Origin of the sequence: Stutzerimonas stutzeri KOS6 (assembly GCF_000307775.2) — a bacterium.
In the GTDB taxonomy this organism is placed as follows: Bacteria; Pseudomonadota; Gammaproteobacteria; order Pseudomonadales; family Pseudomonadaceae; genus Stutzerimonas; species Stutzerimonas stutzeri_B.
In genome coordinates, this window is record NZ_KK020677.1 from 256,824 (window position 1) to 283,405 (window position 26,582).

Consider the following 26,582-nt stretch of genomic DNA (forward strand, 5'->3'; position numbering starts at 1 on the left):
ATCTGCAGGAGCTCTCATGTCTGTGTCTGTAATCCAGATGGCCAGCCAGGCCGATGTGGCGGCCAACCTGGCAACCGCCCGTCGCCTGCTGGAGCAGGCGGCCGCCGAGGGCGCGCGCCTGGCGGTACTGCCGGAGAACTTCGCCGCCATGGGCCGCAGTGACCTGCCGCAGCTGGGCCGCGCCGAAGCGGCAGGCGAAGGCCCCGTTTTGCCCTGGTTGAAACAGGCCGCCCGTGACCTCAGGTTATGGATTGTCGCCGGTACCTTGCCATTGCCGCCGGACGACTGTCCGCAAGGCAAGCCCAACGCCTGTTCGCTACTTATCGATGAGCAGGGGCAGCGGATTGCGCGTTACGACAAGTTGCACCTGTTCGACGCGGACGTGGCCGACAGCCGCGGATGCTACCGCGAGTCCGATGACTATGCGGCGGGGCAGCGGCTGGTGGTGGCCGATACCCCGATGGGGCGCCTGGGCATGAGCGTGTGCTACGACCTGCGCTTTGCCGAGCTCTATGCCGCGTTGCGTGCGGCGGGCGCCGAGCTGATCAGCGTGCCCTCGGCCTTCACCACGGTAACCGGCGAGGCGCACTGGGAGAGCTTGATTCGCGCCCGTGCCATCGAGACGCAATGCTATATGCTGGCGGCCGCGCAGGGCGGTGAACATCCCGGCGGTCGCACCACCCATGGCCATTCGTCTATCGTTGACCCATGGGGCCGGCTGCTGCGCGAGCAGGCGGCTGGCGAGGCGGCGTTGACTGCCGGCCGGGACGTGGCCGAGCAGGCTGCTATCCGCCAGCGCATGCCGGTGCAGCGCCACCGCCGATTTTCCGTACCGTGCCTGGCCACGGACCGTTTGGAGTGAATATGAGTGAACTGCTGTTACCCGTCACCGAGCGACTGCTAGCGCCTGGCGGCCTGAGTATCGATGATCTGCCTGGGTTGCTGGGAGAGCTTGCCGGGCCTGGCGTGGATGCCGCGGACCTGTACTTTCAGGACCAGGTCTCTGAGTCCTGGGTGCTGGAGGATGGCATCGTCAAGGAAGGCGGCTTCCATCTTGAGCAGGGCGTTGGCGTGCGCGCACTGTCTGGCGAGAAGACCGGTTTCGCCTATAGCAATGCGATCACTGCCGATGCCCTGCGTCAGGCCGCCCAGGCCGCACGCTCCATTGCCCGGAGTGGCCAGCAGGGGCAGGTCAGGGTGCTATCCCGCGCGGCGTGCGTGCCGCTCTATAGTCGTCACAATCCCCTCGATGGGCTGAGTCGCGCCGAGAAGGTCGAGTTGCTCAAGCGCATCGACGTCGCGACCCGCGCCCTGGACCCGCGTATCAAGCAGGTCACGGTGAGCCTGGCGGGCGTCTGGGAGCATATCCTGGTGGCCGGCATGGATGGTGGGATGGCCACGGACATCCGTCCGCTGGTGCGTTTCAACGTCAGCGTGATCGTCGAGCAGAATGGTCGCCGCGAGCGTGGCGGGCAGGGCGGCGGTGGGCGCACGGGCTACCAGTATTTTCTCGATGAAGACCGCGCCATGGGTTACGCCCGTGAGGCGTTGCGCCAGGCGCTGGTCAATCTCGAGGCGGTGCCGGCACCGGCGGGTTCGCTGCCGGTGGTGCTCGGTCCCGGTTGGTCGGGCGTGCTGCTGCATGAGGCGGTCGGTCATGGGCTGGAGGGCGATTTCAACCGCAAGGGCAGTTCGGCCTACAGTGGCCGGATAGGCCAGCAGGTCGCATCCAGGCTCTGCACCATCGTCGATGACGGCACCCTGGCCGATCGCCGCGGTTCGCTCAGCGTCGACGACGAAGGCACGCAGACGCAATGCACCACACTGATCGAGAACGGCATTCTCAAAGGCTATATCCAGGACAAGCTCAACGCCCGCCTGATGGGTGTCGCGCCGACCGGTAACGGCCGCCGCGAGTCCTACGCGCACCTACCGATGCCTCGCATGACCAATACCTACATGCTGGCTGGTGAAAGCGATCCGCAGGAAATCATCCGCTCGGTGAAGAAAGGCATCTACTGCGCCAGTCTCGGTGGTGGTCAGGTGGATATCACCAGCGGCAAGTTCGTGTTCTCCACCAGTGAGGCCTATCTGATCGAGGATGGCCGCATCACTGCCCCGGTCAAGGGCGCGACGCTGATCGGCAACGGCCCCGAGGTGATGAATCGGGTGTCGATGGTAGGCAACGATCTGGCCCTGGACAGCGGCGTCGGCACCTGTGGCAAAGACGGGCAGTCGGTTCCGGTGGGAGTCGGTCAGCCGACACTGAAGATCGACGAAATCACCGTAGGCGGGACGGGCGCTTGAGCAGGGGGCGGGCCGCGGGCCGCGAACGCGGGCGAACACTGAGCCCGGTTCACAGCCTGCAGCAGGGTGCCGTGATCAGCGCAGGCCGCGCTTGCTCTCGTCCAGGTCGCGGATGTACTTGAATATCTTGCGGCTTGCGGCCGGCGGCTTGTTGCGTGCGGCTTCGTGCTGGGCGTGGCGGATCAGCCCGCGCAGATGCTGGCGGTCGGTCTCGGGGTACTCGGTTACGAACGCTTCCAGGGTGGCGTCGTCGCCGCCGATCAGGTGGTCGCGCCAGCGCTCCAAGGCATGGAAGCGTTCGTTGTACTGGCGGGTGGAAGCGTCGAGCTGGTCGACCAGCGCCAGGATGGCATCGACATCCTGGTCACGCATCAGCTTGCCGATGTACTGGATGTGCCGTTTGCGCGCGATGTGCGCTTTGTGTTTCGGCGCATCGGCCAGTGCCTTCTGCAGCGCGTCGCTGAGCGGCAGGCGAGCGATGAGGTCGGGCTTCAGAGTAGTCAGGCGCTCGCCGAGTTCCTGTAGGGCAAGCAGCTCGCGCTTGACCTGGGATTTGCTTTTTTCGTCGAAATCTTCGGCGTCGGAGTGTTCAGACATGGGGATGGTCCATTAGGAAATGCCGCCATGATAACAGCAGCCCTGGCGGCAGGCTTCAAAGGAGCTTGCCGGGCTGCAACTTGATTCGATTGCAGGTGGTTTGGGAGTGCTTATGAGTGAAGTAGAGGGCATCGGCCCACACGCGCTGCCCGGTTTGCGCGAGAAAGTCGAGCGCATCATCGAGGAGGCGCGCCGGCAGGGTGCCAGCGCCAGCGAGGTTTCTGTTTCCATGGAGCAGGGGCTTTCTACCTCGGTGCGTCAGGGGGAGGTGGAGACAGTCGAGTTCAATCGGGACCAGGGCTTCGGCATTACGCTCTATGTCGGCCAGAGCAAGGGCACGGCGAGCACCACCGGAAGTGGCGACGATGCCATCCGGGAAACCGTGGCAGCTGCGCTGGCCATCGCCCGGCATGCCTCGGAAGACGAGTTTGCCGGCCTCGCTGACGCCACGCTGATGGCGCGTGAGCTTCCCGATCTCGATCTTTACCATCCTTGGGCGATTACCCCCGAGCAGGCCATCAAGCAGGCACTGAGCTGCGAAGGAGCGGCCTTTGACTTCGATCCGCGCATCCGCAACGCCGATGGCACCAGTATCAACACGCATCAGGGTTGCCGCGCCTATGGCAACAGCAATGGCTTCATCGGTGGATATTGCAGCAGTCGCCACAGCCTCAGCTGCGTGATGATCGCTGAAAGCGAAGGCCAGATGCAGCGCGACTATTTTTATGACGTCAATCGGATCGGCGAAGCGCTGGCTGATCCGCAGACCATCGGCCGACGCGCCGCGGAGCGTGCCGTGCGGCGCCTGGGGGCGCGTCCGATTCCTACCTGCGAAGTTCCTGTGCTGTTCTCTCCTGAACTGGCGACGGGTCTGTTCAGCCATTTCATCGCAGCCATTTCCGGTGGCAATCTCTATCGCAAGGCCTCGTATCTGGAGGATGCCCTGGGGCAGACGCTGTTCCCCGAATGGCTGAGCCTTGATGAGCGCCCGCACATCCCGCGTGCATTGGGCAGCGCCGGCTATGACGGTGATGGCCTTGCGACCTATGCCAAGCCGTTCGTGGAGAACGGTCGCCTGTTGTCCTACGTGCTGTCGACCTACTCGGGGCGCAAGCTGGGCATGCCGAGCACGGCCAATGCCGGAGGGGTGCACAACCTCTTCGTCAGTCACGGTGTTGAGGACCAGGCGGCGCTGATCCGTCAGATGGGGCGTGGCTTGCTGGTGACGGAACTGATGGGCCAGGGCCTGAATCTGGTCACCGGCGACTATTCCCGTGGCGCCGGCGGTTACTGGGTCGAGAACGGTGAGATCCAGTTCCCGGTGCAGGAGGTGACCATTGCCGGAAATCTGCGCGACATGTTCCGCCAGATTGCCGCTGTAGGCTGCGATGTCGAGACGCGCGGCAATGTGCGCACCGGCTCGGTGCTGATCGAACGGATGATGGTGGCTGGCAAGTAGCCTTGGGCTGTGAACGGCACGGGCAGTCTTGTCCGCGCCGATTGTCGTGGCGTGCCTATTCGCCTTCTTCGAAGTAATCCTCGATGAGCGCGATCAGCGCAGCAAGGGCTTCGTTTTCCTGTTCGCCCTCGGTATGCAGGTGCAGCGTGGCACCCTTGCTCGCGGCAAGCATCATGACCGCCATGATGCTCTTGCCATCGACCAGCGTGGCAGGGCAGCGACCGACCCGGATGGTACATGGAAAACGGCTGGCGACGCCGACGAACTTGGCGGCCGCGCGAGCGTGCAGGCCGAGCTTGTTGATGATGGTGACTTCACGGGCAGGCATGGGGTGGTATTCCTAAACGAGATCCCGATGACGGACCTGCAGGTTCTTCAGCGGCTCCCTGAGCGCCTGTCCCAGGCGCTCAGCCAGGTAAACCGACCGGTGGTGACCGCCGGTACAGCCGATGGCGATCGTCACGTAGGCTCGATTGCTGGCGGCAAAGCGAGGCAGCCACTTGCTCAGGTAGGCGTGGATGTCCTGGAACATTTCCTCCACGTCGGCCTGGGCGGCGAGGTAGTCGATGACCGGCTGATCGAGCCCTGAGAAGTCGCGTAGTTCCGCCTTCCAATAGGGGTTGGGCAGGCAGCGTACATCGAAGACCACGTCGGCATCGACCGGCATGCCGCGCTTGAAACCGAACGACTCGATGAGAAAGGCGGTGCCCGGCTCGGGTTTGTTCAGCAGGCGCAGCTTGAGCATGTCGCGCAGCTGGTAGAGATTCAGGTGCGTGGTGTCGATCTTCAGGTCGGCATGATCGATGATCGCAGCCAGCAGCAGCTCTTCGTCATGGATGGCTTCGGCGAGGGAGCGGCTTTCGTTGGTCAGGGGATGGCGCCGGCGGGTTTCCGAGAATCGCTTGAGCAGCGTTTCATCGTCGGCGTCCAGATAGAGGACATCGCACTGGATGTGCCGGGCGCGCACCTCTTCGAGCAGTTCAGGGAAGCGCTTGAGCTGGCTTGGCAGGTTGCGTGCATCGATCGATACGGCGACCTGCGGATGCAGTAGCTCGGTGTGCAGCAGGGCCCGCTCGGCAAGCTCGGGGAGAAGGCCCGCCGGCAGGTTGTCGATGCAGTAGAAGCCGTTGTCCTCGAGTACGTTCAGCGCGGTGCTCTTGCCCGAGCCCGAGCGGCCGCTGACAATGATCAGCCGCATCTGGTCCCCATTCTGCTAGGCGCCATTCTGCACGTCGACCACTACCTGGTAGAGGCTCTCATTGCTGGGCGCCTGGCGCAGCCGTTGGCGCACGTCGTCACGATCGAGCATGCTGGCGATCTGGCGCAGTAGTTCGAGATGCTCGTCGGTGGCCGCTTGCGGGACCAGCAGGACGAACAGCAGGTCCACCGGGGCGCCGTCGATGGCATCGAAGTCCACCGGGGTTTCGAGACGCAGGACCGCACTGAGCGGGGCGTTGCATCCGACCATGCGGCAGTGCGGGATGGCAATGCCGTTGCCAAAGCCCGTCGAACCCAGCTTCTCGCGGGCGATCAGGCTTTCGAAGATGGTTTGGTAGTCGAGGTCAGGGAGGTCCTGGGCGATCACTTTGGCGATCTGCTCCAGGACGCGCTTCTTGCTGCCACCCGAGACGTTCACCAGGGAACGTCCGGGGGTCAGGATGTTTTCGAGTCGGATCATAGTGGGTCAGCGGGTGACGGCGCCCTGAGTATGGTCTAGCTGCTTCTCCTTGTGCTTGATCAACTGGCGATCAAGCTTGTCGACCAGCAGGTCGACTGCAGCGTACATGTCTTCGTGTTCGGCGTTGGCAATGACTTCGCGGCCCGCGACATGCAGCGTCGCTTCGGCTTTCTGCTTGAGCTTTTCGACCTGGAGAATCACCTGGACATTGATGATGCGGTCGAAGTGACGGGCAAGCCGATCGAATTTCTCCTCGATGTAGTCACGCAGGGCACTGGTTACTTCCAGATGAACACCGCTGATGTTGACTTGCATACTGCTATCTCCTTTGCCTTGTGCGAAGAGCAGGCCCGAAGCCCTGCCGCCGGGACAGTTCGACCAGTGGCCGATCACAACAATCGTTTGCGCTCGCTGGACGGCGCTATACCGAGCGACTCGCGGTACTTGGCGACTGTGCGGCGGGCCACCTGAATGCCCTGCGCCTCCAGTAAACCAGCGATCTTGCTGTCGCTCAACGGCTTTTTCTGGTTTTCCGCGGCGACCAGCTTCTTGATGATTGCGCGGATCGCGGTGGATGAGCACTCGCCGCCTTCGGCGGTGCTGACATGGCTGGAGAAGAAGTACTTGAGCTCGTATATCCCGCGCGGCGTGTGCATGTATTTTTGCGTGGTCACGCGGGAAATGGTCGACTCGTGCATGCCTACCGCCTCGGCGATGTCGTGCAGCACCAGCGGCTTCATGGCCTCGTCACCATGCTCGAGGAAGGCGCGCTGGTGTTCGACGATCTGCGTGGCAACCTTCATCAGCGTCTCGTTGCGGCTGAGCAGGCTCTTGATGAACCAGCGCGCTTCCTGCAGTTGGTTGCGCATGAAGGTGTTGTCCGCACTGGAGTCGGCGCGTTTGACGAAACCGGCATATTGCGCGTTGACGCGAAGGCGCGGCATCGCTTCCTGATTCAGCTCCACCAGCCAGCGATCGTTGTGTTTGCGCACGATCACGTCAGGCACCACGTACTCCGGTTCGCTGGCCTCGATCTGCGAGCCCGGGCGCGGGTTCAGGCTCTGGATCAGCTCGATGACCTGGCGCAGCTCGTCTTCCTTGATCTTCATCCGCCGCATGAGGAGGCTGTAGTCCCGGCTGCCGAGGACATCCAGATATTCACTGACCAGGCGCTGCGCCTCGTTCAGCCAGGGCGTGCGTTCGGGTAGCTGGCGCAGTTGCAATAGCAGGCATTCGCGCAGGTCGCGCGCGCCGATCCCGGCAGGCTCGAACTGCTGGATGCGGCGCAGGACGACCTCCACCTCGTCCAGTTCGATTTCCAGCTCAGGGTCGAAGGAGTCGACGATCTCCTCGAGCGACTCCTCGAGATAGCCCTGGTCGTTGATGCAATCGATCAGGGTCGTGGCGATCAGTCGATCGGTGTCGCTCATTGGTGCGAGGTTGAGCTGCCACAGCAGGTGGCTCTGCAGGCTGATGCCGCTGGACGTGCGAGTGGTGAAGTCCCATTCGTCGTCATCGTTGCTCGGCAGGCTGCTGGCGCTGGTCTGGTAGATGTCTTCCCAGGCCGTATCGACCGGCAGTTCGCTGGGGATGCGCTCACCCCAGTCACCGTCTTCGAGGCTCTCGGCGCTGTGCGAGGCCTCCTCGTAGGTGCTTTCCTGAGCGGTGCTCTTTTCGCTGCCAGCCTCGCCTGGTCTGTCGGCAGCCTCGGCCATGGGGTCGGAGCTGTCGAAGTCGTCGCCGTCTTCTTCGCGCTCGAGCATGGGATTGGAATCCAGCGCCTCCTGGATCTCCTGTTGCAGATCGAGGGTGGATAGCTGGAGGAGCCGTATGGCCTGTTGCAGCTGCGGTGTCATCGTCAGCTGCTGGCCCATCTTCAGGACTAGCGATGGTTTCATGGCAGAGGACTTCGAACCTTGTATGCCGGCGCAACCGCGCCCATTCCAACGTGCGACGCGCTAGGCGCCGGCAGAAAGCAAATTATATGCCTGCCGAGGAAGCCTTTGCCTAGAGCCGATTTGCCGAGCTACGCAAAAAATCCGTCGCTACAGGCGGAATTCATGGCCGAGATAGACTTCCTTGACCAGTTGGTTGCTCAGGATGGTCTGTGCATCGCCTTCAGCGATCAGCTGCCCATCGTTGACGATGTAGGCGGTTTCGCAGATATCCAGCGTCTCGCGGACATTGTGGTCGGTGATCAGGACGCCGATGCCCTTGGCCTTGAGGTGATGGATGATCTGCTTGATGTCGCCTACCGAAATGGGGTCGACGCCGGCGAAGGGTTCGTCGAGCAGAATGAACTTCGGTGCGGTGGCCAGCGCCCGTGCGATCTCCACGCGGCGACGTTCGCCACCGGACAGGCTCATGCCGAGGCTGTCGCGAATATGGTTGATGTGGAACTCCTGCAGCAGGCCCTCGAGTGCCTGCTGGCGGCCGCTGCGGTCAAGATCCTTGCGGGTCTCGAGAATCGCCATGATGTTGTCGGCCACCGAGAGCTTGCGAAAGATGGACGCTTCCTGTGGCAGGTAGCCGATGCCGGCCCGGGCTCGCCCATGCATTGGCAGGTGGGTCACGTCGTCCTGATCGATCAATACGCGGCCCTGGTCGGCGTTCACCAGGCCGACGATCATGTAGAAGCAGGTGGTCTTGCCGGCGCCGTTGGGGCCGAGCAGGCCGACGATCTGCCCGCTTTCGATCGACAGGCTGACGTCGCGAACGACCTGGCGGCTCTTGTAGCTCTTGGCCAGGTGTTGTGCTTTGAGTACGGCCATTACTCCGCCTGCTCCGTTGCCTGACCGTTCTTGCGCGGCTGGATGACCATGTCGACGCGTGGTCGCGGTGTGGTTACATCGGCATTGCTGGCGCGGCCGGCATTGACGATCTGTCGGCGGGTGTCATAGACGATCTTCTCGCCCTCGAACGTATTGCCTTCCTGAACGACCTTGGCCTGGTCGATGAGCACGATGCGTTCGTTGGCCGCGAAGTACTGGATGGTCAGGCCGTAGGCCTTGACGATTTCCTTGTCGACCGCCGGCTTCTGCTCGTAATAGGCCGGCTTGCCAATGGAGGTGAAAACCTCGACATCGCCATTGTCGTTCTGGGTGATGGTCACCGTGTCGCCGGTGATTTTCATGGTGCCCTGGGTGATGACCACGTCGCCACGGTAAACCGCTACACCCTGGCGGTCGTCCAGTTCGGCGGAGTCGGCCTGTACGCGGATGGGCTGTTCACGGTCATCGGGCAGCGCCCAGGCGCTGGCGCCAAGCCAGAATGCGCTCAAACCGAGCAGGAGGGGGAGAGTCTTAACGCAGCTCATGCTGGCCTCTTACATTGGACAGCAGGAGCATCCTGCCGTCATCCAGATACGCTTTCATGCCGGTTGCGGTGGTCACGCCATTGGCGGCCTCGATTCTAACGGCTTGGTTTGTCTCGGCATAATCCTTGTCCGGCAGCACCTTCAGCCGGCTGGTGGTCATGATGGTCGGACGGCCTTTGGCATCGGTCCGTTCGACCCGGACGTTGTCTATCAGCTGGACCTCGTCACCTTCGGCCGAGACTTCGCCGCGCTCGCTGCGCACGTGCCATGGCAAGTCGGTGCCGCGATAGGACATCAGATCGGGCTGGGTCAGCAGGCTGACGTCGCTGGCCTTGATGTGCTCGAGTTTGTCGGCCGTCAGTTCGTAGTTGCGCTTGCCGTCGGGCAGGTACTGAACGGTGCGCGAATTGATTACATAGAAGTCGACATCGGGCGTCTCGGCGCTGGCAGTGGTGGGCTGCTGCATGAAGCTTTCCGGGCGGATGTTCCAGTAGCCGACGGCCACCAGCAGGGCGGCGATCAGCGTCAGCAGGGCGGCGAAGCGTAGTGTACGGAGCATCCAGACCTCTACAGGTAAGCGTTCTGCGCTGCTGCCAGGGTGCCCTGGGCGCGCATGATCAGTTCGCAGAACTCGCGTGCCGCGCCCTCGCCGCCGCGGGCCTGAGTCACGCCGTGGGCATGCTCGCGGACGAAGGTGTCGGCGCTGGCGACGGCCATGCCGAGGCCGACGCGGCGTATCACGGGCAGGTCGGGCAGGTCATCGCCGAGATAGGCCACTTCAGAGTAGCTCAGGCCGAGTTCGGCCAGCAGCTCGTCGAGCACGACCAGCTTGTCCTCGCGCCCCTGATACAGGTGCTGGATGCCGAGATTCTGCGCCCGGCGTTCGACCACGGGCGTCTTGCGGCCGCTGATGATCGCAGTGCGTACGCCGGAGTTGATCAGCATCTTGATGCCGTGGCCGTCCAGCGTATTGAAGGTCTTGAACTCGCTGCCATCGGTAAGGAAATAAAGCCGCCCATCGGTGAGCACGCCGTCGACATCGAAGATCGCCAGGCGAATGTCGCGGGCGCGTTGCAGCAGATGCTCGTGCATTACATCACCCCCGCGCGCAGCAGGTCGTGCATGTTCAGGGCGCCAATCGGCAGCTGGCCGTCGTCGATCACCACCAGCGAGCTGATGTTGTGATCCTCCATGATCTTCAGGGCCTCGGCGGCGAGCATCTCGGCATGGGCGGTCTTGCCGTGCACGGTCATTACCTCGTCGATAGGGGTCTGGCGAACGTCCACGCCCTTGTCCAGTGCACGGCGAAGGTCGCCGTCGGTGAATATCCCGGCCAGCCGGCCGTCCGCTTCGACGATGACGGTCATGCCCAGGCCTTTCTGGGTCATCTCCAGCAGTGCATCGCGCAGCGATGTGCCGCGCCCGACTCTGGGCAGGCGCTCACCGGTATGCATGACATGCTCGACCTTGAGCAGCAGGCGCCGGCCCAGGGCGCCGCCTGGGTGGGAGAAGGCGAAATCTTCGGCGGTGAAGCCGCGGGCTTCGAGCAGTGCGATGGCCAGGGCATCGCCGAGCACCAGGCTGGCGGTGGTCGAGGAGGTCGGTGCGAGGTTCAGCGGGCAGGCTTCGATGGCGACGCTGGCGTCCAGATTGACTGCGGCGGCCTTGGCCAGAACCGAGCCCGGGTTGCCGGTCATGCTGATCAGGGTGATGCCGAGACGCTTGATCAGCGGCAGCAACGTGACGATTTCGCTGGTGGTGCCGGAATTGGACAGGGCCAGGACCACGTCGTCCTGGGTAATCATGCCCATGTCGCCGTGGCTGGCTTCTGCCGGGTGCACGAAAAAGGCTGCTGTTCCGGTGCTGGCCAGGGTGGCCGCAATCTTGCGTCCGATATGCCCGGATTTGCCCATCCCAACCACGACGACCCGGCCCTTGCAGCCGAGGATCAGCTCGCAGGCCTGTACGAAGTCCGCGTCGATACGCGCATTCAGCTGCTCAACTGCCTCGATTTCCAGGCGGATGGTGCGTTGCGCGGTTTCGATCAACTGGCTGCTCTGGCTCATGGCTGGCGAGGTCGTCCGATTAAAAGGCGGGGATTATAGCGAGAAACGGGTTGGTGCTCATCGAAAATGTCGGCGCCGAGGTGTTGCCGCGTCATGCCGATTCGATCACCGCCGGCTGAAGCGAAGCTTAACGGCCTGTGGCCAGTCATCTGCGGAAACGCTCGTCGGTTGGGCGCTTCGGGGCGCGGTGCTATAGTGCGCGGCCGAAAACGGTCAGGCAGAAAGTATCCCGGCGTCATCGGGAGCCGTCTGTTTCGCAGACTGCATGCAAGGAGACCAGATGAGCGCCTGTAATGACTACGCCGTCGAGCTGAAGGGCGTCACCTTCAAGCGCGGTGAGCGCAGTATCTTCGATCACGTCGATATCGCCATTCCGCGAGGTAAGGTGACGGCCATCATGGGGCCGTCCGGATGCGGCAAGACGACCCTGTTGCGGCTGATCGCCGCTCAGCTGATGCCCTCGCGGGGCGAGGTCTGGGTGGCTGGTAAAAACCTGCCGGGCCTCTCGCGCAGCGAGCTGTTCGACATGCGCAAGCAGATGGGCGTGCTGTTCCAGAGCGGCGCGTTGTTCACCGACCTCGACGTGTTCGAGAACGTCGCGTTTCCGTTGCGCGTGCATACTCGGCTGCCCGAGGAAATGATCCGTGACATCGTGCTGATGAAGCTTCAGGCGGTGGGCTTGCGGGGTGCCATCGAATTGATGCCCGACGAGCTGTCCGGCGGCATGAAGCGGCGTGTCGCGCTGGCACGGGCGATTGCCCTCGACCCGCAGATCCTGATGTACGACGAGCCGTTCGCCGGCCAGGACCCGATCGCGATGGGTGTGCTGGTCCGCCTGATCCGTCTGCTCAACGATGCCCTGGGGATCACCAGCATCGTTGTGTCCCATGATCTGGCGGAGACTGCATCCATTGCCGATTACATCTACGTGGTGGGCGATGGCCAGGTATTGGGGCAGGGGGCTCCGGCCGAGCTGATGGAATCGGACAATCCGCGTATCAGGCAATTCATGAAGGGCTCGGCCGACGGTCCGGTTCCTTTCCATTTTCCGGCGCCGGCCTATGCCGACGATCTGCTGGGAGGTACTTCCGATGCGTAAGCGCTCCCTGTTGGACCGGATTGCTCTGCTCGGTCGCGCCGGCCTCGATGTCGTGGCGGCGCTGGGGCGCTCGACGATATTCCTCGGGCATGCGTTGTTCGGTCGCAGCGGCCTGCACAATGGTTTTTCCCTGCTGGTGAAGCAGCTGTACTCCGTTGGCGTCTTGTCGCTGGCGATTGTCGTGGTGTCCGGTATCTTCATCGGTATGGTGCTGGCGCTGCAGGGCTACAACATTCTCAGCAGCTATGGCTCGGAGCAGGCGGTCGGGCAGATGGTCGCGCTGACCCTGCTGCGTGAGCTCGGGCCGGTGGTTACCGCGTTGCTCTTCGCCGGTCGCGCCGGCTCGGCACTGGCGGCCGAAATCGGCAACATGAAGTCCACCGAACAGCTCTCGAGCCTGGAAATGATCGGTGTCGATCCGCTCAAGTACATCATTGCGCCGCGCCTGTGGGCCGGGTTCATTTCGCTGCCGTTGCTGACGCTGATCTTCAATGTGGTCGGGATCTGGGGCGGTGCGATGGTCGCGGTGGACTGGCTGGGCGTATTCGAAGGTTCGTTCTGGGCGAACATGCAGAACAGTGTCGACTTCCATTCGGATGTGCTCAACGGCGTGATCAAGAGCGTCGTGTTTGCGCTGGTGGTCACCTGGATCGCCGTGTTTCAGGGCTATGACTGCGAGCCGACGTCTGAAGGTATCAGTCGCGCCACCACCCGGACCGTGGTGTACGCCTCGCTGGCGGTGCTCGGCCTCGATTTTATTTTGACCGCGTTGATGTTTGGAGATTTCTGATGCGTAACCGCACACTGGAGTTGGGTGTCGGCCTGTTCCTGCTTGCCGGCCTGCTGGCCTTGCTGTTGCTGTCGCTGCGCGTCAGCGGGTTGAGCGTGGCCAGCGCCGATACATACAAGCTGTATGCCTATTTCGACAATATTGCCGGTTTGACGGTCCGATCGAAGGTGACCATGGCGGGCGTGACCATCGGCAAGGTCACGGCGATCGATCTGGATCGCGACAGCTACACCGGACGAGTGACCCTGGAAATTCAGCAGGACGTGAATATCCTGCCTGCCGACTCCACTGCCTCGATCCTCACTGCCGGCCTGCTGGGCGAGAAGTACGTCGGAATCAGCGTGGGCGGCGATGACCAGTTGCTGGAAGATGGCGACACCATCCAGGACACGCAGTCCTCGTTGGTGCTCGAAGATCTGATCGGCAAGTTCCTGCTCAACTCGGTTAACAAGGACTGAAGGAGATATCCATGATCCCTGCCCTGCGACGCGGCCTGCTGATACTGCTGGCTATGCTGCCCATGTTCTCTCACGCCGCGCTGACGGCTCATCAGGTCATTCAGCAGACCACCGATGAACTGCTGGCCGACCTCAAGGCCAACAAGGAGCAGTACCGCAGTGATCCGGCGGCCTTCTACGATTCGCTGAACCAGATACTCGGTCCGGTGGTGGATGCCGAAGGCATTTCGCGCAGCATCATGACGGTGAAGTACTCGCGCAACGCCAGTCCCGATCAGATGATGCGCTTTCAGGAGAACTTCAAGCGCAGCCTGATGCAGTTCTATGGCAATGCCTTGCTGGAATACAACAATCAGCAGATTCGGGTCCTGCCGCCGAGCGGCAAGCAGGACGCCAAGCGCACCAGCGTCGGTATGGAAGTGATAGGACGCCAGGGCGAGGTCTATCCGGTGTCGTACACCATGGTCAATGATGGCGAATGGCGCGTGCGCAACGTGATCATCAATGGCATCAACATCGGCAAGCTGTTCCGCGATCAGTTCGCCGATTCCATGCAGCGCAATGGCGGTGACCTGGACAAGACCATCGACGGTTGGGCCGAAGTGGTGGCGCGTGCCAAGGACACCGATGCCGGGCAGCAGGCTGCGGGCGATGAGTGAGGCGCGAATCGAACGTGGTGGCGAAGGCGAGTTGCGCCTGATCGGTGTGCTGGATTACAGCAGCGGACCCGCCCTGCGCGAGGCTGGGCGGATGCTGATCGCCGGAAGCCGTGCGCCGCTGACGCTGGATTGTTCGGCTGTCGAACGCTCCAGCAGTGTCGGCTTGTCTCTGCTGCTGGCGTTCATGCGTGACGCCAGGTCGGCCAATATCGATCTGCGCGTCAGTGCCTTGCCGGACGATATGCAGAAGATTGCCAAGGTATCCGGCTTGCTGGAGATCCTTCCGCTGGAAGCACCCCGGACTTAACTAAGGAAACAGCCGTATGAAACTGCGCTGGGCGGAAGAGCTGCGCGATAGCGTGCACGAACTGGCCGAATCGCTGGGTAACCTGCTGGTCGAGAGCTTTCATTACCTGGCGCTGTTCGCCATTGGCGCGGTGACGGCCTGGGCGGCAGTCATTGCCTTTCTCGGCATGGTCGAGAAAGGGCACATCACGGTCGATGACATCCTGCTGCTGTTCATCTACCTCGAGCTGGGTGCGATGGTCGGGATCTACTTCAAGACCAACCACATGCCGGTGCGGTTTCTGATCTATGTCGCGATCACTGCGCTGACTCGTCTGCTGATCTCCGATATTTCCCATCACCACCGCCCGGACATGGGCGTGGTCTACGTCTCCGGCGCAATCCTGCTGCTGGCGCTGGCCATTCTGGTGGTGCGCTTCGCCTCGTCACGCTTTCCGGCCGTGCAGAACAACACGGACAGGGCGCGGCATTCGCGCAGTCGAGACCAGGGTGCCGAGACCATCGACTGAAACTTGAGCACCGTTCGGGGCCGATCGGTCGGGGCGGGGTTCGCAGCCTTCGGGCTTTTTTGTATGATGGCCGGCCCGTGCGCGTCCTGCGCCGATCGAGGTTGAACATGCAGGCCCTAGAAGTGAAGAATTTCCTGGAAGAGAAAATCCCGGGAACCCAGGTGGAAGTGGAAGGCGAAGGCTGTAACTTCCAGCTCAATGTGATCAGCGACGACCTGGCGGCCCAGGGTCCGGTCAAGCGTCAACAGCAGATCTATGCCCACCTCAATCCCTGGATTGCCGATGGCAGCATTCATGCCGTCACCATGAAGTTCTTCAGTCGTGCCGACTGGGCCGGGCGCGGCTGATCGCATTTTTGGCCGGCGCCATCAATCATTTCAGGCAGAGCGCGTCGTGCAGACTGCGCCGCCTCCTTCGACAGTGCTTGCAGCCCTGCGGCTTACGGGAATACCCATGGACAAACTGATCATTACCGGCGGCATTCGCCTCGATGGCGAAATTCGCATCTCCGGCGCGAAGAACTCTGCTCTGCCGATCCTGGCCGCTACGTTGCTGGCCGATACCCCCGTCACCGTCTGCAACCTGCCGCACCTGCATGACATCACCACGATGATCGAATTGTTCGGCCGCATGGGTGTGCAGCCGATCATCGACGAGAAGCTCAGCGTCGAAGTCGACGCCAGCAGCATCAAGACCCTGGTCGCGCCTTATGAGCTGGTGAAGACCATGCGTGCGTCGATCCTGGTGCTCGGGCCGATGGTCGCGCGCTTCGGCGAGGCCGAAGTGGCGCTGCCGGGCGGTTGCGCCATTGGTTCCCGTCCAGTCGACCTGCATATCCGGGGGCTAGAGGCCATGGGCGCGCAGATCGATGTCGAAGGCGGCTACATCAAGGCCAAGGCGCCGGCCGGCGGACTGCGCGGTGCGCATTTCTTCTTCGACACGGTCAGCGTGACCGGGACCGAGAACATCATGATGGCCGCCGCGCTGGCCAACGGCCGCAGCGTGCTGGAAAACGCTGCGCGCGAGCCTGAAGTGGTCGACCTGGCCAACTTCCTCAACGCCATGGGTGCCAAGGTGTCTGGTGCCGGCACCGACACCATCGTCATCGACGGCGTCAAGCGCCTCGGCGGTGGTCGCTACAGCGTCATGCCCGACCGTATCGAAACCGGCACCTATCTGGTGGCGGCCGCAGCGACTGGCGGTCGCGTACGCCTGAAGGACACCGATGCGACGCTGCTCGAGGCCGTACTGCACAAGCTGGTCGAAGCCGGCGCTCACATCGACACCGGCAGCGACTGGATCGAGCTGGACATGAAGGGCAAGCGGCCCAAGGCCGTCAACGTGCGCACTGCGCCATACCCGGCATTCCCCACCGACATGCAGGCGCAGTTCATCGCCCTGAATGCCATTGCCGAAGGCACCGGTACGGTGATCGAAACCGTGTTCGAGAACCGCTTCATGCATGTCTACGAGATGAATCGCATGGGTTCGCAGATTCTGGTCGAGGGCAATACCGCCGTCGTCACCGGTGTCGAGCGTCTCAAGGGTGCGCCGGTCATGGCGACCGATCTGCGCGCCTCGGCGAGCCTGGTTATCGCCGGCCTGGTGGCCGAAGGCGATACGCTGATCGATCGCATCTACCACATCGACCGTGGCTATGAGTGCATCGAGGAGAAGCTGCAGTTGCTGGGGGCGAAGATTCGCCGGGTGCCGGGCTGAGGCGCAGCGTCTTCATGTAGGAGCCAGCTTGCTGGCGATCAAGCAGTACGAGCCGTCGCCAGTGACCAGGGGCCCTGACGGCCGAAGCGCAACCCAAGGATTAACGCAATGCTCACCATCGCCCTGTCGAAAGGCCGCATCCTCGACGACACCCTGCCGCTGCTGGCTGCCGCCGGTATCGTGCCCACCGAGAATCCGGACAAGAGCCGCAAGCTGATCATCCCGACCACTCAGGATGACGTTCGCCTGCTGATCGTTCGCGCCACCGACGTGCCTACCTACGTCGAGCATGGAGCGGCCGACCTCGGCGTTGCCGGCAAGGATGTGCTGATGGAGTATGGCGGCCAGGGGCTCTACGAGCCGCTCGATCTGCGAATCGCCAACTGCAAGCTGATGACCGCCGGCAAGGTCGGCGCGCCGGAGCCCAAGGGACGCCTGCGCGTCGCGACCAAGTTCGTCAATGTCGCCAAGCGCTACTATGCCGAGCAGGGGCGTCAGGTCGACATCATCAAGCTGTACGGCTCGATGGAGTTGGCGCCGCTGGTGGGGCTTGCCGACAAGATCATCGACGTGGTCGACACCGGCAACACGCTGCGCGCCAACGGTCTTGAGCCGCAGGAGCTGATCGCCACGATCAGCTCGCGGCTGGTGGTGAACAAGGCCTCGATGAAGATGCAGCACGCGCGCATCCAGGCGCTGATCGACACGCTGCACGCCGCGGTTCAGCAGCACCAGCATTGATACGCCTCGCGGTCGCTACCGCGCCTGCCTATCCGTGCCATAGCTGAAATTCTCGGGTGCCCGCACGGTGGGCTTGTTATTCTAGCGGCGCCTGAAAACCTGCCCAAAGTCTGCTGCGTGTCGGCACTGCTGCGTTGAAGACTGGCCCGGAATGCTCCTTTGCAGTTCGTAAACTGCGCTTCCTCGCCAGCTCTTGCCCTGCATTGCTCCAGCGTGCGTGACTTTGGTCCCGAGTCTGCCTTTCGATTCGCCGTACAGACGACGATCGCGAGCAGTTTTTGATGCCTAGTCAACCATGAGGCCCGCCATGACCGCTCCATCCGCCATTCGCCGACTCAACGCTGCCGATGCCGACTTCGCTCGTCATCTGGATCATCTGCTGAGCTGGGAAAGCGTCTCCGACGAAGGCGTGAATGCGCGGGTGCTGGAGATCATCAAGGCGGTGCGCGAGCGCGGCGATGCGGCCCTGGTGGAACTGACCCAGCGTTTCGATGCCCTTGAGGTCGCCTCCATGGCCGATCTGATTCTGCCGCGCGCGCGCCTGGAACAGGCGCTCGAGCGCATCACCCCGGAGCAGCGCGAAGCGCTCGAAATAGCCGCAGAGCGTGTGCGCAGTTATCACGAGCGGCAGAAGCAGGACTCCTGGACTTACACCGAGGCCGACGGCACGGTGCTCGGGCAGAAGGTGACCCCACTGGATCGTGCCGGTCTGTATGTGCCCGGTGGCAAGGCCTCCTATCCTTCCTCGGTGCTGATGAATGCGATTCCGGCCAAGGTCGCGGGCGTGCCTGAAGTGGTCATGGTGGTGCCGACGCCGCGTGGCGAAGTCAACGAACTGGTGCTCGCGGCAGCCTGTATCGCCGGGGTCGACCGGGTATTCACCATCGGTGGCGCCCAGGCCGTCGCGGCGCTGGCTTATGGCACCGAGAGCGTGCCGCCGGTGGACAAGATCGTTGGTCCGGGCAACATCTACGTCGCCACCGCCAAGCGCCACGTGTTCGGCAAGGTCGGCATCGACATGATCGCCGGGCCTTCGGAAATACTGGTGGTCTGCGATGGCCAGACCGATCCGGACTGGATCGCCATGGACCTGTTCTCCCAGGCCGAGCACGACGAGGATGCGCAGTCGATTCTGGTCAGCCCTGACGCCGAGTTCCTCGACCGCGTAGCCGAGAGCATCGCGCGCCTGTTGCCGACGCTCGAGCGTGCCGAGATCGCGCGTACCTCGATCGAGGGCCGTGGCGCCCTGATTCAGGTGGCCGACATGCAGCAGGCCATCGAAGTGGCCAACCGCATCGCTCCGGAGCATCTGGAACTCTCGGTTGCCGAGCCGGAGCAGTGGCTGCCGCAGATCCGCCACGCCGGTGCGATCTTCATGGGGCGCTATACCGCAGAAGCGCTGGGCGATTACTGTGCCGGGCCAAACCACGTGTTGCCGACTTCGGGTACCGCGCGCTTCTCGTCGCCACTGGGCGTGTATGACTTCCAGAAACGCTCGTCGATCATCAATTGCTCGGCCGAGGGTGCCTCGACGCTGGGCAAGGTGGCATCGGTGCTCGCGCGTGGCGAGTCGCTGACCGCCCACGCCCGCAGCGCGGAATACCGGATCAAAGGCTAGCGACCAGCTTCAAGCGACAAGTCAGATCGTCGGGTGGGCAGCGCTTTGCTTGCCCACCTCAGGCCAACCTGGCAGGTGGAAAGCGCTTCGCGCTGTTCCACCCTACGGCAAACCGACCACATTCGAGGAGAGAAGGGCGGATGAGCAGATTCTGGAGCCCCTTCGTCAAGGACCTGGTGCCCTACGTGCCGGGTGAGCAACCGAAGCTGACCAAGCTGGTCAAGCTCAACACCAACGAAAATCCCTACGGGCCATCACCTCGGGCGATCGCCGCCATGCAGGCCGAGCTCAATGACGACCTGCGGCTGTATCCCGATCCCAACGGTGATCGGCTCAAGCAGGCGGTGGCCGAGTACTACGGCGTGCAGCCTTCGCAAGTGTTCGTCGGCAATGGCTCCGACGAGGTGCTCGCCCACGCTTTCCATGGGCTGTTCCAGCATGGCAGTCCGCTGTTGTTTCCCGATATCAGCTACAGCTTCTACCCGGTCTATTGCGGGCTATACGGCATTGCCTACGAAACCGTAGCGCTGGACGAGCAGTTCCGGATCGACGTGGCTGATTACAACCGCCCGAACGGCGGCATCATCTTCCCCAATCCGAATGCGCCGACCGGCTGCCTGCTTGCGCTCGAGGTCATCGAGCAACTGCTGCAGGCCAATAGCGAATCCGTGGTGCTGGTGGATGAGGCGTACGTGGATTTCGGTGGCGAGTCGGCTATTGCACTGGTCGATCGCTACCCGAACCTGCTGGTAACCCAGACGCTCTCCAAGTCTCGCTCGCTGGCGGGGCTTCGGGTCGGCCTGGCGGTCGGTCATCCGGACCTGATCGAGGCGCTGGAGCGGATCAAGAACAGCTTCAACTCTTATCCGCTGGATCGCATCGCGATTGCCGGCGCGGCGGCGGCGTTCGAGGATCGGGCGTATTTCCAGCAGACCTGCCAGCAGGTCATCGACAGCCGCGAGGCGGTGGTGAATGCGATGCAAGGGCTGGGCTTCGAAGTGCTGCCGTCGGCGGCCAACTTCATCTTCGCGCGCCATCCTCAGCGCGACGCGGCCGGCATCGCTGCGAACCTGCGTGAGCAGGGCGTGATCGTCCGGCATTTCAAGCAGCCGCGTATCGAGCAGTTCCTGCGCATCACCATCGGCACGCCGGAGCAGAATCAGGCATTGCTGGACGCGCTCGGCTAGCCCGGGCGGCGTGCTGGGCCAGAATCGGGCCGGCCTGCATCGAAGCGGGTCGCGCCGCCTGCCTGGCCCGGCGCGCACGCGCATTGATTTGCAGCGCTGTACTCTGACTTACTTCGGCGCCGCGTTGACCGGCGGACGAACGCCCACTTCTGCGGTAAACGTCAGTGGCTTGCCATTGCGCAGAATATCGATGTCGATCTTCGCACCGGGCCGCGCACGGGCAACCTGATTCATCGAGCTGCGACCGTCGGCCGACTGCACGCCATCGATGCTCAGGATCAGATCCCCTGGCTGAAGTCCGGCGCGAGCGGCGGGGCCGTCGCGATACACGCCCGCCACGACGATGCCCGGGCGACCCTCCTGGCCGAAGGATTCGGCGAGCTCCTGGGTCAGCGATTGCACCTCAACGCCCAGCCAGCCGCGAATCACCTGGCCATGCTCGATGATCGATTTCATCACCTCCAGCGCAAGCTTCACCGGAATCGCGAATCCGATGCCCTGGGAGCCGCCGGACTCGGAAATGATGGCGGTGTTGATGCCGATCAGATTGCCGCCGGCATCCACCAGCGCACCGCCTGAGTTGCCGCGATTGATCGCCGCGTCGGTCTGGATGAAATCTTCGTAGGTATTGAGGCCAAGCTGGTTGCGGCCGGTGGCGCTGATGATGCCCATGGTGACCGTCTGGCCGACGCCGAACGGATTGCCGATGGCCAGGGTGACGTCGCCGACGCGTATGCGGTCGGAATGGCCGAGGGTGATGACCGGGAGTTCGGTCAGGTCGATCTTCAGCACGGCAAGGTCCGTTTCCGGATCACTGCCGATGACCCGGGCGAGGGTTTCGCGGCCATCCTTCAGCGCCACCACGATCTGCTCGGCGTTGGCCGTCACGTGGTTGTTGGTCAGCAGGTAGCCTTCGGAGCTCATGATCACCGCTGAGCCGAGGCTCGACTCCATCCGCCTTTGCCTGGGCAGGTTGTCATTGAAGAAGCGCTGAAACAGCGGGTCCTTGGCCAGCGGGGGCTGCGGCTCGGTCTTTTCGATGACCTTGGTGGTATAGAGATTGGCCACTGCCGGTGCGGCGCCGGCCACTGCGTTGGCGTACGAATACGGGCCCTGCTGGGGGGCGGCAGCGCTCAGTGGCGCCTGCTGCAATCCGATGTCGTGCTCGCTGATGCCCACCAGTTGTGGGTAGCGCTGGATGATCAGCAGTGCTACGAGCAGGCCGACCAGCAACGGCCAGCCGAAGAAACGCAGGGCATTGAACATCGCACGGGGGTCCGGACAGAGTTGCGGGCGCTGGGAGCGGCCCTTAAGGTGGCGGCATTATACGAAGCTGCAACTGAAATGCAGCTCCATGCGTGCATCAATTGCAGGGCGTGCTCAGGTCGGCAACCGGCTGCAGCGCGGCCGCATCGACCAAGAAGAGGTTAGTCATGAGTGTTGCGCTCACCACACTGGTCCAGGAGACAGACCGTTATCTGGATGCCGGCAGGATCGCCGACTACTGCCCCAACGGCTTGCAGGTGGAGGGGCGGGCGCAGGTCGCGCGGATCGTCTCTGGCGTGACGGCCAGCCAGGCGCTGCTGGACGCTGCCGTCGAAGCGAAGGCGGACCTGGTCCTGGTGCATCATGGCTATTTCTGGAAAAACGAGGACGCGCGCATTGTCGGCATGAAGCAGCGGCGTTTGAAAACCCTGCTGGCCAACGAGATCAGTCTGCTGGCCTACCACCTGCCGCTGGACGTGCATCCCGAAGTCGGCAATAACGTTCGCCTGGGCGAGCTGCTGGGGCTGCGCATCGAGGGCGGGCTTGAGCCGGATAACCCGCGCTCGGTGGGGTTGGTGGGGTCGCTGGAGCATCCGCTGGCGCCTCGGCAATTCATGCGTCGCATAGAGGACGCGCTGGGACGCCAGCCGCTGATGGTCGAAGGCAAAGAGCCGATCCGGCGCGTCGCCTGGTGTACCGGCGGTGCGCAGGGCTACATCGACAAGGCCGTGGCTGCGGGCGTCGATGCTTACATCACCGGGGAGATATCCGAGCCTACCGCGCATATCGCCCGCGAAAACGGCTTGAGCTTCTTCGCTGCTGGTCATCATGCCACCGAGCGCTATGGGGTCCAGGCGCTGGGCGATTACCTTGCCCGCCGGTTCGGTATCGAGCATCGTTTCATCGACTGTCCCAATCCGGCCTGATGCCGTGCCGATGGCGGTCCGGCGGGGTGCACTGCAGGACCCGTACAGGACGGCGACTCGGTATAAATCTATAGCTTTTAGGTCTAATAAGTCGCCTGATTAGAATGGAAGCTCGTGTTAGAGTTGCGCCCAATTTACGGCCGGCCGGCCGTCCACCTGCCTAATCGTGAGTAGCCATGGTCGACAAACTGACGCATCTGAAACAGCTGGAGGCGGAAAGCATCCATATCATCCGCGAGGTTGCCGCAGAGTTCGGCAACCCGGTGATGCTTTATTCCATTGGCAAGGATTCGGCCGTGATGCTGCATCTGGCGCGCAAGGCCTTTTTCCCGGGCAAGCTGCCGTTTCCGGTGCTGCACGTCGATACCCGCTGGAAATTCCAGGAGATGTACAGCTTCCGCACCAAGATGGTCGTGGAAATGGGGCTCGAGCTGATCACCCACATCAATCCCGACGGTGTGGCGCAGGACATGAATCCCTTCACCTATGGCAGTGCCAAGCACACCGACGTGATGAAGACCGAGGGCCTCAAGCAGGCGCTGGACAAGTACGGTTTCGACGCAGCCTTCGGTGGAGCGCGGCGCGACGAGGAAAAATCCCGCGCCAAGGAGCGCGTCTATTCCTTCCGCGACAGCAAGCACCGCTGGGATCCGAAGAACCAGCGCCCCGAGCTGTGGAACCTGTACAACGGCAAGGTCAAGAAGGGCGAGTCGATCCGCGTATTCCCACTCTCCAACTGGACCGAGCTGGACATCTGGCAGTACATCTACCTTGAGCAAATCCCGATCGTGCCGCTGTACTTCGCCGCCGAGCGGGAGGTGGTCGAGCTCAACGGAACGCTGGTCATGATCGATGACGAGCGCATCCTCGAGCACCTGACGCCGGAACAGAAGGCTGGCATCCACAAGAAGATGGTGCGCTTCCGTACGCTCGGCTGCTATCCGCTGACGGGGGCCGTCGAGTCCACCGCAACCAGCTTGCCGGAAATCATTCAGGAGATGCTCCTGACCCGTACGTCGGAGCGTCAGGGCCGAGTCATCGATCACGATGCCACCGGATCGATGGAAGAAAAGAAACGCCAGGGCTACTTCTAAGGATCTCGCATCATGTCGCACCAATCCGAACTGATCAGCGAGGACATCCTCGCCTACCTGGCCCAGCACGAGCGCAAGGAGCTGCTGCGCTTCCTTACCTGCGGCAATGTCGACGACGGCAAGAGCACGCTGATCGGCCGCCTGCTGCACGATTCCAAGATGATCTACGAGGATCACCTCGAGGCCATTACCCGCGACTCGAAGAAGGTCGGCACCACCGGCGAGGATGTCGACCTGGCGCTGCTGGTCGACGGCCTGCAGGCCGAGCGGGAGCAGGGCATCACCATCGATGTGGCGTACCGTTATTTCTCCACCGCCAAGCGCAAGTTCATCATTGCCGACACCCCCGGCCATGAGCAGTACACCCGCAACATGGCGACCGGTGCGTCCACCTGCGACCTGGCGATCATCCTCGTCGACGCCCGTTACGGCGTGCAGACCCAGACCAAGCGCCACAGCTTCATTACCTCGTTGCTGGGCATCAAGCACATCGTCGTGGCCATCAACAAGATGGACCTGATGAACTTCGATCAGGAGGTCTTCGAGCGCATTCGTGCCGACTACCTGGCTTTCGCCGACCGCATCGAACTGAAGCCGTCTTCGCTGCACTTCGTGCCGATGTCCGCCCTGAAGGGCGACAACGTGGTCAATCGCAGCGAGCGCGCACCCTGGTACGACGGGCAGTCGCTGATGGAAATCCTCGAGAGCGTCGAGATCGCTGGCGACCGCAACTTCGACGACCTGCGCTTCCCGGTGCAGTACGTCAACCGCCCCAACCTCAATTTCCGCGGCTTCGCCGGCACCCTGGCCAGCGGCATCGTACGCAAGGGCGACGAAATCGCAGTGCTGCCATCCGGCAAGATCAGCCGCGTGAAATCCATCGTCACCTTCGATGGCGAGCTGGAGCAGGCAACGCCGGGCGAAGCCATTACCCTGACGCTGGAAGACGAGATCGATGTCTCCCGCGGCGACATGCTGGTGCATGCTGACAGCCGTCCGCGTATCGCCGACAGCTTCGACGCGATGCTGGTATGGATGGGCGAAGAGCCGATGCTGCCGGGCAAGAAGTACGACATCAAGCGCGCCACCAGCTACGTGCCGGGCTCGATCGCCAGCATTGCCCATCGGGTCGACGTAAACAGCCTGGAGCAGGGGGCTGCGAGCAGTTTGCAGCTCAATGAGATCGGCAAGGTCAAGGTTGCCCTGGACGCGCCGATCGCGCTGGACGGCTACGCACAGAACCGCACCACGGGTGCTTTCATCGTCATCGATCGGCTTACCAACGGCACCGTCGGTGCCGGCATGATCATCGCCGAGCCGGTTGCCCAGGGCGCGGGCGGGCATCATGGTGCCCTGGCGCATGTGTCCACTGAAGAGCGCGCGACCCGCTTCGGTCAGCAGCCGGCTACCGTGCTGTTCACCGGACTGTCCGGTGCTGGTAAGAGCACCCTGGCGTACGCGGTCGAGCGCAAGCTGTTCGACATGGGCCGTGCTGTCTACGTGCTGGATGGTCAGAACCTGCGCCACGACCTGAACAAGGGCCTGCCACAGGATCGCGCCGGGCGTACCGAAAACTGGCGTCGTGCCGCTCATGTGGCACGTCAGTTCAACGAAGCCGGCCTGCTCACCCTGGCCGCCTTCGTCGCACCCGATGCCGAAGGCCGCGAGCAGGCCAAGGCGTTGATCGGCGATGAGCGCCTGATCACCGTGTACGTCCAGGCATCCCCACAGGCATGCCGTCAGCGTGACCCGCAGGGTCTGTGCGCTGCCGGCGGGGATAATATTCCGGGCGAGTCCTTTCCCTATGACGTGCCGCTGAGTGCGGATCTGCTGGTCGATAGCGAAACGTCGACGGTGGAAGAGGGAGCCAGGCAGGTGATCGATCTGCTGCGTAAGCGCGGCCTTATCTGATCGATGAGGCAAAGCAAAACGCCCTGCAAATGCAGGGCGTTTTTGTGTGCGCTGAGTGCCTTGAGCAGGGAGGTCGCCGAAGGACTACAGCCAACCGCAATGCTAGGGCTACGGTCGGCCTTAGCGCACCACGTACCTGAGAATTTCCACGACCTGATCCGTGGTGGTCGCCCAGGCCATGGCGGCCGCATCGACTTCCTTCAGCGGATGCACGATGTCTTCGCCATGCAGCGTCACGTAGGGCTTGCCCAGTGCCGCACAATAGCCGGCATCGAACGCGGCATTCCACTGCTTGTACTTGTCGCCGAAGCGCACTACGACCAGGTCCGCGTTCTGGATCAGGGTCTTGGTACGGATCGCGTTGACCTTGGACGACTTGTGGTCGCGCCAGAAGGCGTTGGGCTCGGCGCCGAGACAATCACCGGCGGCATCGCTGGCGTCATGATCGGTTACGGCGGAAGTGAAGGTCACGTCCAGCTCGGCTGCGGCAGCGCCACGCTTGATCTCGTCGCGCCAGTCGGTGTGGATTTCGCCGGACAGGTAAACGGTAAAGCTCATGAATCCTCCTGATGTTTGGGTGTCTGCGCTGCCTCTTTGGCAAAGAGGGGGATGCTAGCCCAGCGACATACCTGTGGGCCAGATGATGCGGTGAAAACACGCCGATTCGTAGGAGCGAGCTTGCTCGCGAACACAGCCAGGTCGATGCCAATCCTGATAGTACGGGGGCTTGGTGTCCTCAGGGTTTTGCAAGATTGGCGTGCATAGTCGGGCGCGGAGCGTAACCAAAAAACAAAGTCCCACCGGTAAGGGTGGGCTTTCAATGGCCGTTCAGGCGGTGCGTAATTGTGGAAGTTTCACCACCCTAAAGCACTAGCG

General features: G+C 62.7%; 30 protein-coding genes. 17 read left to right on the forward strand and 13 right to left on the reverse strand.

Annotated elements, in window-relative coordinates; all coding sequences use genetic code 11:
• The first annotated feature begins 16 nt into the window (after positions 1-16).
• Positions 17-862 (forward strand): carbon-nitrogen hydrolase family protein, encoded by an 846-nt coding sequence (locus B597_RS41660; RefSeq protein ID WP_003292440.1) that lies wholly within the window; start codon positions 17-19, stop codon positions 860-862.
• 2 nt (positions 863-864) lie between these two features.
• Positions 865-2,307 (forward strand): metalloprotease TldD, encoded by a 1,443-nt coding sequence (gene tldD, locus B597_RS41665; RefSeq protein WP_003292442.1) that lies wholly within the window; start codon positions 865-867, stop codon positions 2,305-2,307.
• 75 nt (positions 2,308-2,382) lie between these two features.
• On the opposite strand, the gene yjgA is transcribed toward tldD, so the two are convergent.
• The gene (yjgA, locus tag B597_RS41670) at positions 2,383-2,904 is read right to left on the reverse strand and encodes a ribosome biogenesis factor YjgA (protein WP_003292443.1); all 522 of its coding nucleotides are present in this window, start codon (positions 2,902-2,904) and stop codon (positions 2,383-2,385) included.
• A gap of 112 nt (positions 2,905-3,016) precedes the next feature.
• On the opposite strand from yjgA, the gene pmbA reads away from it, so the two are divergent.
• A complete protein-coding gene (gene pmbA, locus B597_RS41675) occupies positions 3,017-4,363 on the forward strand; it encodes a metalloprotease PmbA (protein ID WP_024162404.1) in 1,347 nt (448 codons plus the stop codon).
• A 55-nt stretch (positions 4,364-4,418) separates the two neighbouring features.
• On the opposite strand, the gene B597_RS41680 is transcribed toward pmbA, so the two are convergent.
• The 10 genes from B597_RS41680 to B597_RS41725 all read right to left on the reverse strand — a co-directional run bounded on the left by B597_RS41680 (position 4,419) and on the right by B597_RS41725 (position 11,423).
• Positions 4,419-4,691, reverse strand: coding sequence for an HPr family phosphocarrier protein (locus B597_RS41680; RefSeq protein WP_003292444.1), 273 nt, complete (start codon positions 4,689-4,691; stop codon positions 4,419-4,421).
• A 12-nt stretch (positions 4,692-4,703) separates the two neighbouring features.
• On the reverse strand, positions 4,704-5,561 hold the full coding sequence (gene rapZ, locus B597_RS41685; RefSeq protein ID WP_003292446.1) for an RNase adapter RapZ: 858 nt from the start codon (positions 5,559-5,561) through the stop codon (positions 4,704-4,706).
• A 15-nt stretch (positions 5,562-5,576) separates the two neighbouring features.
• Positions 5,577-6,041 (reverse strand): PTS IIA-like nitrogen regulatory protein PtsN, encoded by a 465-nt coding sequence (gene ptsN, locus B597_RS41690; protein WP_003292447.1) that lies wholly within the window; start codon positions 6,039-6,041, stop codon positions 5,577-5,579.
• A gap of 6 nt (positions 6,042-6,047) precedes the next feature.
• Positions 6,048-6,356 (reverse strand): ribosome hibernation-promoting factor, HPF/YfiA family, encoded by a 309-nt coding sequence (gene hpf, locus B597_RS41695; protein WP_003292449.1) that lies wholly within the window; start codon positions 6,354-6,356, stop codon positions 6,048-6,050.
• 74 nt (positions 6,357-6,430) lie between these two features.
• The gene (locus B597_RS41700; RefSeq protein WP_003292450.1) at positions 6,431-7,939 is read right to left on the reverse strand and encodes an RNA polymerase factor sigma-54; all 1,509 of its coding nucleotides are present in this window, start codon (positions 7,937-7,939) and stop codon (positions 6,431-6,433) included.
• Between the two features lie 147 nt (positions 7,940-8,086).
• Entirely contained in the window at positions 8,087-8,812 is a 726-nt protein-coding gene (lptB, locus tag B597_RS41705) for an LPS export ABC transporter ATP-binding protein (RefSeq protein ID WP_003292452.1), read from the reverse strand.
• Positions 8,812-9,357, reverse strand: a complete 546-nt coding sequence (gene lptA / locus B597_RS41710; RefSeq protein ID WP_003292453.1) for a lipopolysaccharide transport periplasmic protein LptA — start codon at positions 9,355-9,357, stop codon at positions 8,812-8,814. Before lptA ends, lptB begins: the two co-directional genes overlap by 1 nt.
• Entirely contained in the window at positions 9,344-9,916 is a 573-nt protein-coding gene (gene lptC, locus B597_RS41715; RefSeq protein WP_003292455.1) for an LPS export ABC transporter periplasmic protein LptC, read from the reverse strand. The genes lptA and lptC overlap by 14 nt, the downstream gene beginning before the upstream one ends.
• Before the next feature lie 8 nt (positions 9,917-9,924).
• Entirely contained in the window at positions 9,925-10,449 is a 525-nt protein-coding gene (locus tag B597_RS41720) for a KdsC family phosphatase (RefSeq protein ID WP_003292456.1), read from the reverse strand.
• Positions 10,449-11,423 (reverse strand): KpsF/GutQ family sugar-phosphate isomerase, encoded by a 975-nt coding sequence (locus B597_RS41725; RefSeq protein WP_003292458.1) that lies wholly within the window; start codon positions 11,421-11,423, stop codon positions 10,449-10,451. The genes B597_RS41720 and B597_RS41725 overlap by 1 nt, the downstream gene beginning before the upstream one ends.
• A 280-nt stretch (positions 11,424-11,703) precedes the next feature.
• Here B597_RS41725 and B597_RS41730 point away from each other — a divergent pair, with 280 nt between their 5' ends.
• The 11 genes from B597_RS41730 to hisC all read left to right on the forward strand — a co-directional run bounded on the left by B597_RS41730 (position 11,704) and on the right by hisC (position 20,509).
• Positions 11,704-12,522, forward strand: coding sequence for an ATP-binding cassette domain-containing protein (locus tag B597_RS41730; RefSeq protein ID WP_003292460.1), 819 nt, complete (start codon positions 11,704-11,706; stop codon positions 12,520-12,522).
• Entirely contained in the window at positions 12,515-13,312 is a 798-nt protein-coding gene (gene mlaE, locus B597_RS41735; RefSeq protein ID WP_003292461.1) for a lipid asymmetry maintenance ABC transporter permease subunit MlaE, read from the forward strand. Before B597_RS41730 ends, mlaE begins: the two co-directional genes overlap by 8 nt.
• A complete protein-coding gene (mlaD, locus tag B597_RS41740; RefSeq protein ID WP_003292462.1) occupies positions 13,312-13,770 on the forward strand; it encodes an outer membrane lipid asymmetry maintenance protein MlaD in 459 nt (152 codons plus the stop codon). Before mlaE ends, mlaD begins: the two co-directional genes overlap by 1 nt.
• A gap of 11 nt (positions 13,771-13,781) precedes the next feature.
• Positions 13,782-14,429: an MlaC/ttg2D family ABC transporter substrate-binding protein gene (locus tag B597_RS41745; protein WP_003292464.1), complete on the forward strand. Its 648-nt coding sequence runs from the start codon at positions 13,782-13,784 to the stop codon at positions 14,427-14,429.
• Entirely contained in the window at positions 14,422-14,736 is a 315-nt protein-coding gene (locus B597_RS41750) for an STAS domain-containing protein (RefSeq protein ID WP_003292465.1), read from the forward strand. The genes B597_RS41745 and B597_RS41750 overlap by 8 nt, the downstream gene beginning before the upstream one ends.
• Positions 14,737-14,752: 16 nt before the next feature.
• Positions 14,753-15,244 carry a phosphate-starvation-inducible protein PsiE gene (locus B597_RS41755; protein ID WP_003292466.1) on the forward strand — a complete coding sequence of 164 codons (492 nt, stop codon included), beginning with the start codon at positions 14,753-14,755 and terminating at the stop codon, positions 15,242-15,244.
• 107 nt (positions 15,245-15,351) lie between these two features.
• Positions 15,352-15,591 (forward strand): BolA family protein, encoded by a 240-nt coding sequence (locus B597_RS41760; RefSeq protein ID WP_003292467.1) that lies wholly within the window; start codon positions 15,352-15,354, stop codon positions 15,589-15,591.
• 106 nt (positions 15,592-15,697) lie between these two features.
• Complete coding sequence (gene murA / locus B597_RS41765; protein WP_003295062.1) at positions 15,698-16,963, forward strand: UDP-N-acetylglucosamine 1-carboxyvinyltransferase; 1,266 nt, start codon at positions 15,698-15,700, stop codon at positions 16,961-16,963.
• Between the two features lie 108 nt (positions 16,964-17,071).
• Positions 17,072-17,704: an ATP phosphoribosyltransferase gene (gene hisG / locus B597_RS41770; protein WP_003292470.1), complete on the forward strand. Its 633-nt coding sequence runs from the start codon at positions 17,072-17,074 to the stop codon at positions 17,702-17,704.
• A 307-nt stretch (positions 17,705-18,011) separates the two neighbouring features.
• Positions 18,012-19,322, forward strand: coding sequence for a histidinol dehydrogenase (hisD, locus tag B597_RS41775; protein WP_003292471.1), 1,311 nt, complete (start codon positions 18,012-18,014; stop codon positions 19,320-19,322).
• A 140-nt stretch (positions 19,323-19,462) separates the two neighbouring features.
• Entirely contained in the window at positions 19,463-20,509 is a 1,047-nt protein-coding gene (gene hisC, locus B597_RS41780) for a histidinol-phosphate transaminase (RefSeq protein WP_003292472.1), read from the forward strand.
• A 108-nt stretch (positions 20,510-20,617) separates the two neighbouring features.
• Here hisC and algW read toward each other — a convergent pair whose 3' ends face one another.
• The gene (algW, locus tag B597_RS41785; protein WP_003295063.1) at positions 20,618-21,775 is read right to left on the reverse strand and encodes a Do family serine endopeptidase AlgW; all 1,158 of its coding nucleotides are present in this window, start codon (positions 21,773-21,775) and stop codon (positions 20,618-20,620) included.
• Positions 21,776-21,942: 167 nt separating this feature from the next.
• Between algW and B597_RS41790 the strand changes: the two genes are divergently transcribed.
• The 3 genes from B597_RS41790 (at position 21,943) to cysN (ending at position 25,706) form a co-directional block, all read left to right on the forward strand.
• Positions 21,943-22,701, forward strand: coding sequence for a Nif3-like dinuclear metal center hexameric protein (locus tag B597_RS41790; RefSeq protein ID WP_003292474.1), 759 nt, complete (start codon positions 21,943-21,945; stop codon positions 22,699-22,701).
• 176 nt (positions 22,702-22,877) lie between these two features.
• Entirely contained in the window at positions 22,878-23,795 is a 918-nt protein-coding gene (gene cysD, locus B597_RS41795; RefSeq protein ID WP_003292476.1) for a sulfate adenylyltransferase subunit CysD, read from the forward strand.
• A gap of 12 nt (positions 23,796-23,807) precedes the next feature.
• Positions 23,808-25,706 carry a sulfate adenylyltransferase subunit CysN gene (cysN, locus tag B597_RS41800; protein WP_003292477.1) on the forward strand — a complete coding sequence of 633 codons (1,899 nt, stop codon included), beginning with the start codon at positions 23,808-23,810 and terminating at the stop codon, positions 25,704-25,706.
• A gap of 120 nt (positions 25,707-25,826) precedes the next feature.
• On the opposite strand, the gene B597_RS41805 is transcribed toward cysN, so the two are convergent.
• On the reverse strand, positions 25,827-26,264 hold the full coding sequence (locus B597_RS41805) for a YtoQ family protein (RefSeq protein WP_003292479.1): 438 nt from the start codon (positions 26,262-26,264) through the stop codon (positions 25,827-25,829).
• Positions 26,265-26,582 lie beyond the last annotated feature (318 nt).